Origin of the sequence: Clostridium sp. (assembly GCF_050717635.1) — a bacterium.
GTDB lineage: Bacteria > Bacillota > Clostridia > Clostridiales > Clostridiaceae > Clostridium_AD.
This window is the reverse complement of sequence record NZ_JBOITO010000003.1, coordinates 237,127-253,499: the sequence shown is the minus strand read 5'-3', so window position 1 is coordinate 253,499 and position 16,373 is coordinate 237,127. Positions and strand designations below refer to the sequence as shown.

At 30.8% G+C, this 16,373-nt stretch carries 21 protein-coding genes; 6 read left to right on the top strand and 15 right to left on the bottom strand.

Annotated features, from left to right (window positions below; genetic code table 11):
* Positions 1–312 precede the first annotated feature (312 nt).
* Positions 313–543, bottom strand: coding sequence for a glutaredoxin family protein (locus ACREWB_RS02790; RefSeq protein ID WP_431545957.1), 231 nt, complete (start codon positions 541–543; stop codon positions 313–315).
* A gap of 260 nt (positions 544–803) precedes the next feature.
* On the opposite strand from ACREWB_RS02790, the gene ACREWB_RS02785 reads away from it, so the two are divergent.
* The 5 genes from ACREWB_RS02785 to hydE all read left to right on the top strand — a co-directional run bounded on the left by ACREWB_RS02785 (position 804) and on the right by hydE (position 4,154).
* Positions 804–1,181 carry a GntR family transcriptional regulator gene (locus tag ACREWB_RS02785; protein WP_431545956.1) on the top strand — a complete coding sequence of 126 codons (378 nt, stop codon included), beginning with the start codon at positions 804–806 and terminating at the stop codon, positions 1,179–1,181.
* 16 nt (positions 1,182–1,197) lie between these two features.
* The gene (locus ACREWB_RS02780) at positions 1,198–2,058 is read left to right on the top strand and encodes an ABC transporter ATP-binding protein (protein ID WP_431545955.1); all 861 of its coding nucleotides are present in this window, start codon (positions 1,198–1,200) and stop codon (positions 2,056–2,058) included.
* Positions 2,058–2,726 (top strand): ABC-2 transporter permease, encoded by a 669-nt coding sequence (locus ACREWB_RS02775; RefSeq protein WP_431545954.1) that lies wholly within the window; start codon positions 2,058–2,060, stop codon positions 2,724–2,726. The genes ACREWB_RS02780 and ACREWB_RS02775 overlap by 1 nt, the downstream gene beginning before the upstream one ends.
* Before the next feature lie 59 nt (positions 2,727–2,785).
* Positions 2,786–2,989: a hypothetical protein gene (locus ACREWB_RS02770; RefSeq protein ID WP_431545953.1), complete on the top strand. Its 204-nt coding sequence runs from the start codon at positions 2,786–2,788 to the stop codon at positions 2,987–2,989.
* Between the two features lie 106 nt (positions 2,990–3,095).
* Positions 3,096–4,154: a [FeFe] hydrogenase H-cluster radical SAM maturase HydE gene (gene hydE, locus ACREWB_RS02765; protein ID WP_431545952.1), complete on the top strand. Its 1,059-nt coding sequence runs from the start codon at positions 3,096–3,098 to the stop codon at positions 4,152–4,154.
* Positions 4,155–4,609: 455 nt separating this feature from the next.
* Here hydE and ACREWB_RS02760 read toward each other — a convergent pair whose 3' ends face one another.
* Positions 4,610–5,245, bottom strand: coding sequence for a flavodoxin family protein (locus tag ACREWB_RS02760; RefSeq protein WP_431545951.1), 636 nt, complete (start codon positions 5,243–5,245; stop codon positions 4,610–4,612).
* 64 nt (positions 5,246–5,309) lie between these two features.
* On the bottom strand, positions 5,310–5,594 hold the full coding sequence (locus ACREWB_RS02755) for a putative quinol monooxygenase (RefSeq protein ID WP_431545950.1): 285 nt from the start codon (positions 5,592–5,594) through the stop codon (positions 5,310–5,312).
* Positions 5,595–5,836: 242 nt separating this feature from the next.
* Here ACREWB_RS02755 and ACREWB_RS02750 point away from each other — a divergent pair, with 242 nt between their 5' ends.
* Complete coding sequence (locus tag ACREWB_RS02750; RefSeq protein WP_431545949.1) at positions 5,837–6,166, top strand: winged helix-turn-helix transcriptional regulator; 330 nt, start codon at positions 5,837–5,839, stop codon at positions 6,164–6,166.
* Positions 6,167–6,390: 224 nt separating this feature from the next.
* Here ACREWB_RS02750 and ACREWB_RS02745 read toward each other — a convergent pair whose 3' ends face one another.
* The 12 genes from ACREWB_RS02745 to hisG form a co-directional block, all read right to left on the bottom strand.
* On the bottom strand, positions 6,391–6,870 hold the full coding sequence (locus ACREWB_RS02745; protein WP_431545948.1) for a flavodoxin domain-containing protein: 480 nt from the start codon (positions 6,868–6,870) through the stop codon (positions 6,391–6,393).
* A gap of 122 nt (positions 6,871–6,992) precedes the next feature.
* Complete coding sequence (locus ACREWB_RS02740; RefSeq protein ID WP_431545947.1) at positions 6,993–7,775, bottom strand: Cof-type HAD-IIB family hydrolase; 783 nt, start codon at positions 7,773–7,775, stop codon at positions 6,993–6,995.
* Between the two features lie 86 nt (positions 7,776–7,861).
* Positions 7,862–9,742 carry a molecular chaperone HtpG gene (gene htpG, locus ACREWB_RS02735; protein ID WP_431545946.1) on the bottom strand — a complete coding sequence of 627 codons (1,881 nt, stop codon included), beginning with the start codon at positions 9,740–9,742 and terminating at the stop codon, positions 7,862–7,864.
* A gap of 182 nt (positions 9,743–9,924) precedes the next feature.
* Positions 9,925–10,260, bottom strand: a complete 336-nt coding sequence (gene hisE, locus ACREWB_RS02730; RefSeq protein WP_431545945.1) for a phosphoribosyl-ATP diphosphatase — start codon at positions 10,258–10,260, stop codon at positions 9,925–9,927.
* 21 nt (positions 10,261–10,281) lie between these two features.
* Positions 10,282–10,614, bottom strand: coding sequence for a phosphoribosyl-AMP cyclohydrolase (gene hisI, locus ACREWB_RS02725; protein WP_431545944.1), 333 nt, complete (start codon positions 10,612–10,614; stop codon positions 10,282–10,284).
* Positions 10,615–10,641: 27 nt separating this feature from the next.
* On the bottom strand, positions 10,642–11,403 hold the full coding sequence (hisF, locus tag ACREWB_RS02720; RefSeq protein ID WP_431545943.1) for an imidazole glycerol phosphate synthase subunit HisF: 762 nt from the start codon (positions 11,401–11,403) through the stop codon (positions 10,642–10,644).
* 2 nt (positions 11,404–11,405) lie between these two features.
* Positions 11,406–12,122 (bottom strand): 1-(5-phosphoribosyl)-5-[(5-phosphoribosylamino)methylideneamino]imidazole-4-carboxamide isomerase, encoded by a 717-nt coding sequence (gene hisA / locus ACREWB_RS02715; protein WP_431545942.1) that lies wholly within the window; start codon positions 12,120–12,122, stop codon positions 11,406–11,408.
* Positions 12,122–12,724: an imidazole glycerol phosphate synthase subunit HisH gene (gene hisH, locus ACREWB_RS02710; protein WP_431545941.1), complete on the bottom strand. Its 603-nt coding sequence runs from the start codon at positions 12,722–12,724 to the stop codon at positions 12,122–12,124. Before hisH ends, hisA begins: the two co-directional genes overlap by 1 nt.
* Before the next feature lie 13 nt (positions 12,725–12,737).
* Positions 12,738–13,322, bottom strand: a complete 585-nt coding sequence (hisB, locus tag ACREWB_RS02705; protein ID WP_431545967.1) for an imidazoleglycerol-phosphate dehydratase HisB — start codon at positions 13,320–13,322, stop codon at positions 12,738–12,740.
* Between the two features lie 61 nt (positions 13,323–13,383).
* Positions 13,384–14,433: a histidinol-phosphate transaminase gene (gene hisC, locus ACREWB_RS02700; protein ID WP_431545940.1), complete on the bottom strand. Its 1,050-nt coding sequence runs from the start codon at positions 14,431–14,433 to the stop codon at positions 13,384–13,386.
* Complete coding sequence (hisD, locus tag ACREWB_RS02695; RefSeq protein ID WP_431545939.1) at positions 14,430–15,725, bottom strand: histidinol dehydrogenase; 1,296 nt, start codon at positions 15,723–15,725, stop codon at positions 14,430–14,432. Before hisD ends, hisC begins: the two co-directional genes overlap by 4 nt.
* A complete protein-coding gene (hisG, locus tag ACREWB_RS02690) occupies positions 15,722–16,372 on the bottom strand; it encodes an ATP phosphoribosyltransferase (RefSeq protein WP_431545938.1) in 651 nt (216 codons plus the stop codon). The genes hisD and hisG overlap by 4 nt, the downstream gene beginning before the upstream one ends.
* Between the last annotated feature and the right edge of the window lies 1 nt (position 16,373).

The window sequence follows — 16,373 nt, the reverse complement described above, 5'->3', positions numbered from 1 at the left end:
TAAAATTTAATTGACTCATTTGAAATCCTCCCGTATATGTTGGTTTTGTCACTTAACATTATACTAGAGTATTTCCCTTGAGTCTTTATTTTTTTTATTCTTCGGTCATTTCATTATACAACTTACCGATTTTTTAATGATTAATTACTTTTGATAAGGCATCACGCTAATTTCACCATGAAATCTGTATATGAAGCTAAATATTCTTATAATTAACTACAAAAAAGAAAGCAAATAGATAGCTTATCTACCCATTTGCTATGTATCATATTAAAAATATGATTTCTTTTTATAACATCTATTTCATTATTTTTATAGTTTTAATAAAGCAACTATTTTTTCTTTGTCAAATCCAACCATTTCTTCCCCATTTATATCTATTACGGGCACTCCTCTATAACCTTTTTTTATAAGTGCTTTTTTAGCCTCTGGATCTTCAGAAATATTATGCTCTATATATTCAATTTTGTTCTCTTTAAAAAAGTCCTTAGCCATATGACAATATCCACAAGTATTACTTGTATAAATCTCAACTTTATTCATAATAATCTCTCCTTATTTTTATTAGTTAATTTAAAATGCATGCAACTATATGGTAATTTCATAGTAGCATCTTTCTTTACACACGTCAATAATATTATATGCTATCATCTTCCAATATTATACCCAGTATTGAGACTATATATATAAAGGCATTTTTAATCATAGTACTCATTGTAATAGTTTTTGTGTGTTGACAATGTATACCATTGCGTATATACTGTTTACATAGTATATATACACTATGTACAAAGGAGTAAGATATGAATATTATAATTTCTAATTCATCACAGGATCCAATTTATGAGCAAATAGTAACTCAAATTAAAACCGCCATTATGAAAGATGAACTTGCCGAGGGTGATGCATTACCTTCTATAAGACTTTTAGCAAAAGAGCTTCAGATAAGTGTCATAACAACTAAGAGATCATATGAAGAACTTGAAAGAGAAGGTTTTATAGAAACTGTTCCTGGAAAAGGGTCATATGTATCTGGTCAAAACAAAGATTTAATAAGAGAAAAACGATTAACAGCTATAGAACAAAAACTAACTGAGGCCGTAACTGAAAGTAAACTCTTAAATTTAAGCTTACAAGAATTACAAAGTATGCTACGACTTCTATTTGAAGAGGAAAATTAATTAAGGGGGAACAAACATGAATAATATACTAGAAATTAAAAACTTAAGAAAGACCTATAAGAATTTTACTTTAGATGATCTAACTTTTAATGTTGAGAGAGGATCTGTAATGGGATTTATAGGTCCAAATGGTTCAGGCAAGAGTACCACTATAAAACTTATAATGAATCTTATAAAAAAAGATGGTGGAAACATAAATATTTTTGGAATCAATAATTCCAAACATGACAAAAAAATCAAGCAGAAAATCGGTTTTGTTTATGACGAAAATTATTTTTACGAGGAATTAAACATCATTGAAATGAAAAATATTCTTCGCCCTTTCTATAAAAACTGGAACGACACCTTGTTTGAAAAATATGTAAAAGAATTTGAGTTACCTAAAAAGAATAAAATTAAGACCCTATCAAAAGGAATGAAAATGAAACTTTCTCTAGCTTTAGCTCTTTGCCATAATGCAGAGCTTATTATAATGGATGAACCCACCTCGGGTCTCGATCCTGTATTCAGAAGTGAACTGTTAGATATTTTATACAGCATAATTCAAGATGAAAATGTAAGTATCTTCTTTTCAACTCACATAACTACGGACCTTGAAAAAATAGCTGATTATATTACATTCATTAATAACGGCAAATTAGTTTTTACGCAAACTAAAGATGAAATTGTCGAAAATTACGGTATAGTAAAAGGTAATAAAGAACTTCTAGACAATGATACTAGACGCGAATTTGTAAGTATAAAAGAAACTGATTTTGGATTTGAAGCTCTAACAAAGAATATTAACAAATCCAGAAAAATATTTACTGGTAGAGGCATCATTGAAAAAGCTTCACTTGAAGATATTATGGTGTATACAGTTAGGGGGAATGTTTAGTGTTCAATTTAATAATAAAAGACATAGCTATACAGAAAAAGACCTTGCTATACACTTTTCTTTATGCTATTTTTGCACCACTTGCTTTTTCTTCAATGAATCTGAATGGATTTGCTTTATATGTGTTGCCTCCTATGGCTACAACTTATATATTCATAAGCTTCGCTGTAAAATACGATGAAAAGAACAAAAGTGAAATTATACTAAATAGTTTACCACTTAAAAGAGACGATATCGTTATAGCAAAATATATGTCAATATTCGTATTTGCAACTCTAGGCCTTGCTTATTCTATATTGATTGGATTCATAGGAAAATTTACCGGACTTTCAATGTTCGATAGTTCAATTTCATTATTGCATATTGTTTTAGTTTTGAGTTCTGTATGTATATTCAGCTCCATATTTTTCCCGTTTTATTTTAGATTTGGGTTTATTAAAATGAATTTTTTTAATGTTTTACTAGTTATGTTAATTGTTTTTGTACCAACTACTGCTATTGAATATGCTGGTTCAAATCCAAATAATATTTTTGTGCGAAATATTAATTTTTTTATTACTAATACTTCTAGCTTTACACAAAATTCATTAGCACTAGTAATAGGATTAATTTTCTTTTTAATTTCACTAATGATATCCATACGTATTTACAATAATAAAGAGTTTTAAACTGAAATCATTTACTACTATTATGATTTTATAAAAAAATTAGTTTGGAGGTGCTTTAAATGAAGAAAATCAAATTTTTAAACACAATTAGTCGCGATTTCCATATCTACAAAATGAGTTTTACTATGTCTCTTTGGGGGTTATCAGCACTACTTAGTATACTCGGAAATATATTTGGTATTCTATTTTTAGTTTTAGCATTTTTACCAATTTTTGCATGGGGAATACTACTTACTAATGAAAGAAAAGATACCTTTTTATAATAATATGAACATAAAATACTACTATTTAATTAGAGTTTTTTTTCAAATGCATATAGTATATGATATAATTACTTTAGCAGAAATAGAAACTAGGAGGCACTCTTTAATGATAGAATTACTAGAATTTATAAATAAGGCTAAAACGGATCATATGTTAAGTAAAAATGAAATTATTTCACTTTTAAGTAGCAACGATGTAGACCAAGACCTATTTAAGGCCGCTGACGATGTCAGGAAAAAATATTTAGGTGATGATGTTCATCTTAGAGGCCTTATTGAATTCACTAACATATGTAAAAGAAATTGTCTTTACTGTGGACTCAGGCGAGATAATAAAAATATAGTTAGATACAGACTTACAGAAGAACAAATTTTAGACTTCGCAACTAAAGCTAAGTCATTTGGATATAAAACCATAGTACTTCAAGGTGGTGAAGATGATTATTACACCACCGATAAAGTTATTAGTATAATAAAAGGAATTAAGGCTTTAGATTTAGCTCTAACTTTAAGTATAGGTGAGAAATCTTATGAAGAATATAAATCTTTTAAAGAAGCTGGTGCTGATAGATATCTTCTCCGAATTGAAACAACGGATAAAAACCTTTATGAGAAACTAGACCCAGGTATGAGTCACGATAACAGATTAAATTGCTTGAAAAATTTAAAAGAATTAGATTTCGAAGTTGGTACAGGCGTCATGGTTGGTCTTCCAACCCAAACTATTGAATCCTATGCGGATGACATCTTATTTTTCAAAGAAATAAATGCTGACATGTTAGGCATAGGGCCTTTTATTCCCAATGAAGACACCCCACTATCTGGTGCCAAGGGTAAGGAATTAACAATGGCCCTTAAGGTTATGGCTATAACTCGGTTACTGTTACCTGACATTAACATACCTGCAACAACTGCTATGGAGTCCTTAAATAAAAATGGAAGGCTCATGGCCCTTCAAAGCGGTGCCAATGTAGTTATGCCAAATGTTACCGAAGGTGAATATAGGAAACAATATGCTCTATATCCTGGTAAAATATGCACTGGAGATACTCCCGCTCATTGTCGTGGATGCATAACAGGTAAAATCACTAGTATAGGAAGAACAATTTCAACTAATTACGGTTTTAGAGGAGATAAATCTACTAATTACAATTCTAATAAATGATTTGACAATTAAAAAAAAAGAGCTTAAGGCTCTTTTTTTAAGGTCATGTTTTTTTAGTTTCTTTTATACTTGTAACACTTACAGGTTAAATTATAAATTTTTGTACTATTTCATCTAACTTAGCTACAATCTTCTCAAGATTTTCGGCAGTATTTGATATTTCTTCCATAGCACTAGTTTGTTCTTGCATAGATGCAGATATTTCCTGTGTTGAAGCTGCAGATTCTTCAGATATTGCTGTTATTCCTTCTATAGATTGTAATTTTTCTATTTATTTGTATTTTTTTGTTGCTTTATAGGTTATTTTATTATCGGATTTATTTTTATAACCTTTATATCTTTTTTAATTTATTAGTAATTATATAAGTATTTTAAAAAAATCCAAAGAAAAGAACCCTAAACTAAAAGAACAGAACTGCTAGCCTTAAGCAGTTCTGTTCCTCTGGGATAGTATATTAACGAATAAAATTCATCATTGTTTTTCTTTCTTTTTCTGGTGCTTCTACCTTTCCTTTTCCGTTTTTTACTAATTTCATAAGCCATGCCATATTCTTCCCAAGCACTCTCATAATTTGTACTCCCTCTTTATCTTGAAGCGCCTCTCCTGGTGTTGTGCCATTAATAACACTCCAATAATTTGAAGTTGGCATTAACATTTCAGAATAATTAATATAATTGTTTAGCTGATTAAAGGTTGGAATTCCACCAGCACGTCTAACCGCTACAACAGATGTACCAACCTTATGCCTTAAAATTCCGCCATTAACACCTGCAACATAAAATGCCCTATCTAAAAATGATTTCATAGTCCCACCCATTGCTGAGAAATGCACAGGTGATCCTAAAATAATTCCATCTGCCTCTTTCATTTTTTGAATCCATCCATTAACCTCATCACCTGGTAGAACGCATTGTTCATTTTGATTTTTTACACACTGGTTACAGGCTATACATCCTCTAATTGTCTTATTACCTACATGAATAATTTCCGTTTTTATTCCTTCTTTTTCAAGCTCATTTGTAACTAGTTTTATTGCCTGATAAGTGTTACCTTCTTTATTTGGACTTCCATTAAAAGCTACAACTTTCATTGATTTTACCTACCTCTCATTATATTTAAAGTAATATGTATATTAATAATTTTTATGTGTTTTGTTAGATCTTTTTATATAAATTCATCTCTGACTGACTTTCTTTAAGTTCTGCAAATTTTGGAACAATACTAGTAAAATGTTCTGAGTTATTATGCAGATTAATGGCCTCTTCACTTTCCCATTCTTCTATGAAGGTTAATATATTAAAATTATTAGAATCCTCATATAAGTTATAAGACATACATCCTATTTCTTTTCTACTTTCATTTATAAGTTTTTCTGCTAATAGTTTAAATTCTAGAACTTTTGATTGCTTTATTGTGTTTTTTGCAACTATAGTAATCATTTAAATTCAACTCCTTTATTCTTGTTAAGTTCAACGTTTCTATTAGAAGTATACGCCCTAAAAAAGTATAGAACAAGTACGCACTTTTATGTAAGATACCTTACCAAAAGGTATGAATTGTTGAATTTACTATGGTCTAGAACAGGTTATTTTCTAATAAAATTGATACAATAACATAAGTAGTATATAATAAAAGATATTTAAGATGTTTATTGATAATTTTTTCATAGGTAGGTGTACAAATGATTAGCTATAACGGTAAAAAATATGTGTGTAATATAGATCTGGGAATGGAATTAATTCGTGGCAAATGGAAAGCAGTTATCTTATGTCATCTAAATGATGGTCCAAAGAGGTTTCTAGAACTTCAGAGAATAACCTCTGGTGTTAGCCAAAAAGTTCTTAATGAAAAATTAAGAGAATTAGAACGAGATGGCTTAATTAGAAAAATAGTCTATGCTGAAGTTCCACCTAAAGTGGAGTTTCTACTAACTGAAATAGGAAAAGAACTTTTCCCAGCATTAGAAATGATACAGAATTGGTCAATTACATATTTTCCTAATGAAAATTGATTAATACACTTAGACACTAATTCTAAATATTATAGCCTTTCCTATTGGCTCTAGAAAAAGGCTATATGCATTAAATGAGTTAACTACTTATATAAAAAAGAGTTGTTTTTTTTATTTAATGCATTTTCGATATCTTTTAAATATGCTTTGGAAGTTACAATTACTATTAATATAGATACTGTAATTTCAACTATTTTCTTCATATATTTCCACCAACTCTTAACTTAAACATTGTTTATTAACAGTGCAAATTTATTAATATTATCTTTTGAAATCTTCGAAATATCTTTATCACTTTTGCTAATCTTCTTAACAATAAATTTTTCAAAAAAATTCATTTTTTTGAATATGAATTCTCCTCCGAAGTGTTCTTTTGCAACTGCGTTTGTTAACAATTCTTTAGGAAAAGAGGTATTTATCTGTTTTTCTGCAATCTCATTCTCACTCATACCACAAGTAAAAAATCCAAGTTTCTTATTTATTAACGTACTACTATTCACTAAGCAAAAATTATTTATTTCCTTTTGAATTCTACCCATATATATTGATCCACCTACAATAATGTTATCAAACTCAGCTATTTCTGGTATACTGTCTTTTTTTATATTTACAATTTTCACTTCACCATTAAGTTTATCCTTTAAAAGATTGCTACAATTTTCCGTACATCCATGTTTAGATGCATAAATAATAAGTGTTTTCATACTTTATACCCCCATTGCTTAAAACTTCATTCAATATTATTCTACCATTATTGTTTATATAAGTAAATAACACAAAAAGCCTCCCAATTTATAGGAAAGGCTATTGCTTATAAATCCAATCTTTATAACGCAGCTATTATATTATAGACACCATCATCATTATTGCTGTCAGCTATAAATTTAGCATGAGTTTTCACATCTTCTGGAGCATTCATCATGGCGTAACTATGGTGAGCTGCTTTAAACATAGTCAAATCATTATAATAATCCCCAAAAACCATGGTTTCCTTTTGATCTATATTAAATTTTTCTTGAAGTATCTTTATAGCATTTCCCTTGCTTATGCCCTTATTCATTATATCTATCCACTTGTCTCCAGATACAACAAATTCAAGTTTATCATTTAAATTCTTCTTCAAATATTCAACAATATCTGGATTTATGCCATCAGCCATAAAATAAGTAATCTTATATATGGTTTTTTTTATTTCACTTAAAGATTTTACTATTACTACTGGAACCTGAGAAAATGTAAATTGCCTGCGCATATCTTCTGATGGATTTATTGCATATGCATCATTTTCTGCTGCTAAAAACATTTCTTCTCCTAGCTTTGGATTTAATTTTATTACCTCATCTATTTGCTTTTTATCAATACTGTTTGAATACAATGTCTCCCCCTTGTTGTTATACTTAACAAGAGCTCCATTATGAGCAATAAATATCATATCCGTATTTACCTTTTCGAAGTTTTTACTCAGTTGAGAGTAAAACCTACCGCTAGCTGCTGCAAATTTTATATCCTTGTCATTAAGATTATGAATTAAGTCAAACATTTTTTCATTTATTTTGCCATTATCATTTAATAGTGTACCATCCATATCAGTTGCAATGAGTTTTACCATAACTGCTTATCTCTCCTTTGAAATTTGTTGAATAAAAAAATGAACTATAAACGAATGTCCATTTATAGCTCATTTATAGCTTCTACTTAAACCATTATTTTACATACACTGTTTGTAAATTCTACTGGGTCAGCAATAGGTAACCCTTCGATAAGTAATGCCTGACTGTATAATATATTTGTATATAAATCAAACTTATCCTTATCTTTTTCAAAAGAATCTTTTAGCGCTGTGAACATATCATGATTTATATTTATTTCTAAAACCTTATCTGCTTTTACATTCTCATTGTTAGGCATAGAATTTAATATTTTTTCCATTTCTATTGTAAGGTCGCCTTCATTTGAAAGACATACAGGATAATTTTTAAGTCTTTTTGATGCTCTAACATCTTTAACCTTACCTGATAAAACCTTCTTCATATGCTCGAATAATTCCTTACTTTCTTTTTCATCTTTGATCTCAGTGTCGTCTTTTTTCTCTTCTTCTATACCTAAGTCGCCACTTGATACAGATTTAAACTCTTTCTCTTTATATGCCATTAACATTCTTATAGCAAATTCATCTACATCATCTGTAAAGTATAGAATTTCGAATCCACTATCTGATACCATTTCAATTTGTGGTAATTTTTCAATTCTCTCGTTAGATTCTCCAGCAGCATAATAAATATATTTTTGACTTTCTGGCATTCTAGAAACATATTCATCTAGTGTTACCATTTTTTTCTCTTTTGACGAATAAAACATAAGTAGGTCTTGAAGTACTTCTTTATTGCTACCATACTCACTATAAATTCCAAATTTTAATTGTCTTCCAAAAGATTTGTAGAATTCATCATACACTTCTCTTTCATTTTTTAATAAGTTTTCTAACTCATTCTTAATTTTAGTTTTTATATTTTTAGCTATAAGTTTAAGCTGTCTATCATGCTGCAATACCTCTCTAGATATATTAAGTGATAAATCTTCTGAATCCACGATTCCTTTTACAAAACTAAAATAGTCAGGCAATAAGTCTGCACATTTATTCATGATTAAAACGCTGCTTGAATATAATTCTAAGCCTTTTTCATATTCTTTTGTATAAAAATCATAAGGCATTTTTCCTGGAATAAATAATATTGCATTATAACTTAAAGCACCATCCACACTAATGTGAATATGTTTTGCTGGTTTATCATAGCCAAAGTGCTTTTCTGCATAAAAGCTATCATAATCTTCCTTAGTTAATTCACTTTTATTTTTTTTCCATATAGGAACCATGCTATTTACAGTTTTTTCAGTACTAAAATCTTCGTACTCTGTTTCACTACCCTCTTTTAATTTTGATTCACTTACATCCATTTTAATTGGGTACCTAATAAAATCAGAGTATTTCTTTATAATTGTTTTTAGTCCATCTTCTTCAAGATACTTATCAAAGTCTTCGTCTTCTATGTTTTCTTTTATTTTAAGTATAATATCTGTACCAACAGTACTTTTTTCACAAGGTTCTATAGTATAACCCTCTGCACCATCTGATTCCCATTTATAAGCTTCATCACTACCAAATACTTTACTTATAACAGTAATATGATCCGCTACCATAAATGCGGAATAGAAGCCAACTCCAAATTGACCAATTATATCATAACCGTCTTTTATATCATTTTCTTTTTTAAATGCTAAAGATCCACTCTTAGCTATAACTCCAAGGTTATCACTAAGCTCATCTTTAGTCATACCAATACCTGTATCAGAAATTGTAAGTGTTCTAGTTTCCTTATCATTAGCTATAGTAATAAAGTAGTTTTCTTTATCAAAAGTTAATGTTTCATCTGTTAATGTTTTATAATAGATTTTATCAATAGCGTCACTAGCATTAGAGACAAGTTCTCTTAAAAAAATATCTCTATGAGTATATATTGAATTTACCATCATATCCAGAAGCCTCTTTGATTCTGTTTTAAACTGTTTCTTTTCCAATTAAAATTTCCCCTTTCGTACCTATAACTTTATATTTATTTTTGTTAGCACTCTATGTGTATGAGTGCTAAATATACTATTAAAATACACCATTTTTTATAATTTGTCAACCCAGTATTTTTTCTTCCTTTGTTTTTATAATAATAAAAGACTGCCACTTATATGTCAGTCTTTTATTTATCTTAGTGTATTCCTACAGTATCTTCTCTGCTTTGTTTTTTATTTCCTATCTTTTTCCTTCTTGTTTCAAGCTCTTCCACAATATCTTCTACTTTAACTCCCTTTAATACCATAAGTACTAGTGTGTGATAGAATAAATCAGATATTTCTAAAACAATTTCTTTCTGATCATCGTTTTTAGAACTAATTATAACTTCTGCACTTTCCTCACCTATTTTTTTTAAGATTTTATCCAAGCCCTCTTCAAAAAGGTAACTTGTGTAAGAACCTTCTATAGGATTTTCTTTTCTTTCTTCGATTATTTTATAAAGTTCCTGTACTACATTATTTTCACTCATTTTATTAACCCCTTTTCTAATTTATTTATCTATTTTACCATTCCAAATTTCCCTGTAAAAACAACTTTCCTTCCCTGTATGGCAAGCTACCCCCTTTTGTTCTGCCTTAATAAGAATTGTATCTGCATCACAATCAATACTTATACTCTTAACATATTGAAAATGTCCTGAGGATTCACCTTTGTTCCAGAACCCATTTCTAGATCTGCTCCAGAACCAAGTTGTTCCTGTGGCCATAGTCTTTTCAAGCGATTCTTCGTTCATATATGCAAGCATTAAAACCTTTCCACTTTTATAATCCTGCACTATTGCAGGTAATAATCCATTATTAAATTGAAGCTCTTTTATGTCCACAAAACCACCACATTTCGTTAGTTTTTATTAAATTCTAATTTCTACACCACTATCTTTAAGATACTGTTTTACTTCTCTTATGGATAATTCTTTGTAATGAAATAGTGATGCTGCAAGGGCCGCATCTGCTCCACTTTTCGCAAAAACCTCATAAAAGTCTTCAAGTTTACCACAACCACCTGACGCAATTACAGGAATATTTATACTTCCCGTAACTGCATTTAGAAATTCTATATCATATCCTTTTTTTGTTCCATCGTAATCCATACTAGTTAAGAGTATTTCGCCTGCCCCTAGTTTTTCTACAGTTTTAGCCCATTCTAAGGCATCTAGGCCTGTATCTATTCTCCCGCCATTTATAACAACATTCCATCCGAGTCCGTCCGCATTTTTCTTACCATCTATAGCAACTACTACGCATTGGCTTCCAAACTTTGCTGCTGCTTCTGAAATAAGCTGAGGCCTTCTAATTGCTGCGGAGTTTACAGAAATTTTATCTGCTCCGGCTCTAAGAGTTTCTTTAAAATCTTCTATAGTTTTAATTCCTCCACCTACAGTGAGAGGGATAAATACTTTTTCAGCAGTCCTTTTTACCACATCGAGCATGGTTTTTCTTCCTTCATGAGTAGCTGTTATATCTAAAAAAACTATTTCATCTGCACCTTCACTGTTATAAAACTCAGCGATTTCTACAGGGTCGCCTACATCAGTTAAATTTATAAAGTTGATTCCTTTCATTACCCTTCCCATAGTTACATCCAGACAAGGAATGATTCTTTTAGTAAGCATCTTTATCTACTCCCCTCATAGATTGCATCTTCTAGTGATATATTTCCACTATAAAGTGCCTTCCCTATAATGGCTCCATACAAATTCATCTTCCTAAGTTTTTTTATATCAGCAAGACATTTCATACCACCGGAGGCAATTATATTACAGGACACCGTATCATTCATCAAACCCGTGGCTTCAAAATTAGGTCCCGTCAAAGTTCCATCCCTACTTATATCTGTAAAGATAATAGTTTTAACTCCTAGAAATTCCATTTGTTTGGCAAAATCTATATATTCTATTTTACTGCTAGTCTGCCAGCCTTCCACTGCTACATATCCATCCCTTGCGTCGATACCAACTGCAATTTTGTCTCCATACTTTTTAACAGCCTCTTTTACAAGAGATTGATTATTCAAAGCTGCAGTGCCAAGTATTACCCTACTCAGACCTTTTTTAATTAGCATATCAACGGTATCCAAACTCCTTATTCCTCCACCTAGCTGAATAGGAATCTTTGCATCACTTATAACTTTGTTTATACTATTTAAATTTTCAATAGTTCCAGTTAATGCCCCATCCAAATCTACCATATGTAGATATTCCGCCCCCTTCGCTGCAAAGTTTAGGGCTGTTTGCAAAGGGTCTTCCGCAACAACCTTAGCAGAATTAAATTCACCTTGATATAGTCTAACACATTTCCCGTTTTTTAAGTCTATTGCTGGAAATATCTTCATTATACTAGCCTCCCAAAGTTTTCGAGTAGTTTCATCCCAGCTTCGCCGCTTTTCTCTGGATGAAATTGCATACCATATATATTACCCTTACTTACAATTGCAGGTATTTTTTTTTCATAAGTACTATATGCATTTATTATGCCTTCCTCATGGACCTTCGCATAATAAGAATGAACAAAGTATACATATTTATTTTCCTCTACGCCCTGGAGTAATGGATTATACGTTTCAAAAGTTAAACTATTCCATCCCATATGAGGAATTTTTATAGCTCCTTCTAATTTCACAATGGTTCCTTTAAAAAAGCCTAATCCCGTGCATTTTTCAATCTCGTAACTTTCCTCAAAGAAGAGCTGCATGCCAAGACATATACCAAGTATTGGCGTGCCCTCCTTTGCTGCTGATATAATTACCTTATCAAGGCCTCTAGCCTTCATACTTTTCATTGCATCTGGAAAGGCACCCACACCTGGAACAATAATGCTTCTACTATTTGCTATTTCCTCGTTATCAGAAGATATTATAGAAGGAATATTCAAGGCTTTAAGAGCATTTTGAACACTCTTTAAATTTCCCACACCATAGTCCACTATAGCTATCATACTATTCCCCTCCTTATAAAAATCCTTTTGTAGATAGTACTCCTTTTATCCGTTCGTCATAGGTAAGTGCTTCACTTAAGGCTTTTCCAAAAGCCTTGAATAGTGCCTCAACCATATGATGATTATTTTTTCCATAAATAATTCTTGCATGAAGCGTAATTCCTGCATTAGCTGCAACAGCTCTGAAAAATTCTTCTACCATTTCTGTATCAAAGCTTCCAAGCCTATCTACAGTAAAGTTTCCTTCGAATACAAGGAACGCTCTACCACTAAGATCTAGGGACACTGTAGCAAGTGTTTCATCCATTGGTACAAAACTAGTTCCATATCTCTTAATCCCCTCTTTGCCCTTCATTGCTTTCTTAATAGCACTTCCAAGTACTATCCCTACATCTTCAATTGTATGATGGGAGTCTACATTTAAATCCCCTTGTACCTCTACATATAAATCCAAAAGTCCTTGTTTTGCAAAAAGACATAACATATGATCAAAAAAACCTATGCCTGTGTCTCCTTCATATTTTCCACATCCATCTAAATTTAGACTTAAATCTATTTTTGTTTCTTTACTTTCTCTCAAAATTTTCGATTCTCTTATAATCACTTATATCACTCCCTTAATTTTCAAAATACAAATATACTTAACCATATATATTTTTTTACTTTTCCTGGGAAATATTGTCTAATAATTTTAGGTTTTCTTCTCTGCTGCCAACTGTTATTCTTAAACAATTTTTCAATCTACCAGAAGCATAACTTCTCACATTTATACTTAGCTCTAAAAGTTTTTCTTTAATCTTTTGTGCATCTTCAAATTGGATCAATATAAAATTGGCTTCTGATTTATAGATTTTTATTCTAAGAATATTATTTAATCCTTGTAATAAATACTTTTTCTCTATAAGTATACGTTCTATATTTTTACTTATAATTTCCGAATCTTTTAAAATAACAGAAGTAATACTCTGAGAAATTGCATTCACATTATAAGGAGGTTTTACTTTTTTAAGTTCTCCCATTAGAACACTACCAGTAATTAAAAATCCTATCCTAACTGCTGCAAGTCCAAACTTAGAACAGGTTCTAAGTACAATTAAATTTTCATACTGCTCGATTAAATCCGTTACACTTTTTCCATAAAATTCATAATAAGCTTCATCAATAACCACAATACAATTGCATTCTTCAATTATTTTAATAATATTCTCTCTTGAAATAATTCCACCAGTAGGATTATTAGGATTGGATAAAAACACTATTTTAACTTTTTCTTTTTTTACCATTGAAATAAAACCTTCTACATCCAATTTCAACTCATCATCAAGTGGAAACTCAATTGGTATTCCACCTGCAACTTTAGTATATAGTGCATACATTGAAAAATCAGGACTTTGCATTGCTACCTTATCACCTGTATTTAAGAAAGTATTAGTAATGATTTGTATGCATTCATCTGAACCATTCCCTGCCATTATATTTATACTCTTTACATTTGCATACTGTGCATAGTGTTCGCATACCTCCAAGGCAGCTGGATCAGGGTATCTATTAAAAATAGATTCCTCAATTGCCCAACCTATCTTTGTCCTTATCTCTTGAGAAAGGTTACTAAAATTTTCATTGGCATCTAACCTTACTTTATAATCAGTTTTGGAGGGTTCATAAGCTTTAAAATTTCTTAGATCACTTCTAAATAAGTCCTGTATCATTTTTCAAACCTCACTTTTATAGAATTTCCATGAGCAGTTAGCCCTTCAACCTCTGTAAGTTTTATTACCTTATCCTTGACCTCACCTAAAGCTTCCTTTGTATAGTATATATAACTTGATTTTTTAATAAAATCATCTACAGATAATGGCGAAAAGAATCTTGAAGTTCCACCGGTTGGAAGAACATGATTAGGTCCTGCAACATAATCACCTAGTGGTTCTGGCGAATACTCACCTAAAAATATAGAACCTGCATTTTTTATACTTCCTAAAAAATCAAATGGACTTTCAACTAAAACTTCAAGATGTTCTGGTGCAATTTTATTAGCCAGTTCTATAGCCTCATTTATAGTATCAACAATTAAAATAACTCCATATTTTAACAGAGACTCTTTAATAATATTTTTTCGGCTCATAGTTTTTATCTGTACTTCTAATTCTTTTACTACCTTTTCTGCAAGGTCTTTAGATGTTGTTATTAGCATTGCTGATGCAAGTACATCATGCTCTGCTTGAGACATTAAATCAGCAGCAATGAATTTTTCATTTGCAGTTTCATCTGCAATAATTAGTATTTCACTTGGCCCCGCAATCATATCTATATCTACATATCCAAATACACTTCTTTTGGCCATGGCCACGTATATATTTCCTGGCCCCACAATTTTATCCACCTTAGAAATACTTTCTGTTCCAAAAGCAAGACCAGCTATTGCTTGTGCACCACCTACTTTATATATCTTGCCTACACCTGCTATGTCTGCCGCTACTAAGATATGTGGGTTAATACTTCCATCCGCTAGTGGTGGTGTCACCATTACTAGATTTTCAACACCTGCCACCTTTGCTGGAATTGCATTCATAATAACTGAGGACGGATATACCGCTGTGCCACCGGGTACATATATACCTGCACTTTCTACGCCTCTAACTGTTTGTCCTAAAATAACTCCCTTTTGTTTTGTCATCATAAAGGGGTTTCTTATTTGTTTTTCATGAAACTGCGTCACATTTTTCTTTGCTAGGTTAATTGCATCTAGGAAATCCTTATCTACCATTTTATAGGCATTCTTAATTTCTTCCTCTGATACAATAAGATTTTCCTTAGTAATAAATTTACTATCAAATTTTTGTGTGTACTGTATTATGGCTTCATCGCCTCTACTTTTTACATCTTGTAAAATTTTATCCACCACAGTATTCACATCCTTTTGAATGTCTTCTGCTCTTTTTTTAATATTTTCCATATGTTCTTTTCCTACGTTGCTCTTTGCTTTTATAATTTTTATCATAATACTGACACCTCATTTTTATCTACATATTCTTGAACCTTCAATATTAAGTTGCTTATTTTCTCTTTTTTCATTTTCATACTTGCTCTATTTACAATCATTCTTGCACTAATATCACAGATTTTTTCTATTATAATTAGTCCATTTTCTTTTAATGTATCTCCAGTTTCAACCAAATCTACTATTGCATCTGATAATTTTAATATAGGAGCAAGTTCCACCGATCCATCAAGTTTTATAATTTCTACATCTTCATTGTTTTTCTTAAAATATTCTTTTGCTACTGTTGGATATTTAGTAGCTATCTTTTTGCGATTGTATCCATCATAGCTTTTAAAACTTGGTAGGGCCGCCACAGCGAATATACATTTCCCAACTTTTAAATCTACAACTTCATAATAATCTTTATTTTGTTCCATTAAAGTATCTTTGCCAACAATTCCTATATCTGCAGCCCCGTGTTCTACGTAGGTCAAAACATCTGTGGATTTCACTAGCACAAATTCTATATTATTTTTCTCATCCACTAGGATTAATTTTCTTCCCTTGTGTCGTAGCTGCGTACAATCTACTCCAATATCTTCAAACATTTTAATAGCGTACTTTTCCAGTCTTCCTTTTGTTAATGCTATCCGAATTGCTTTCATC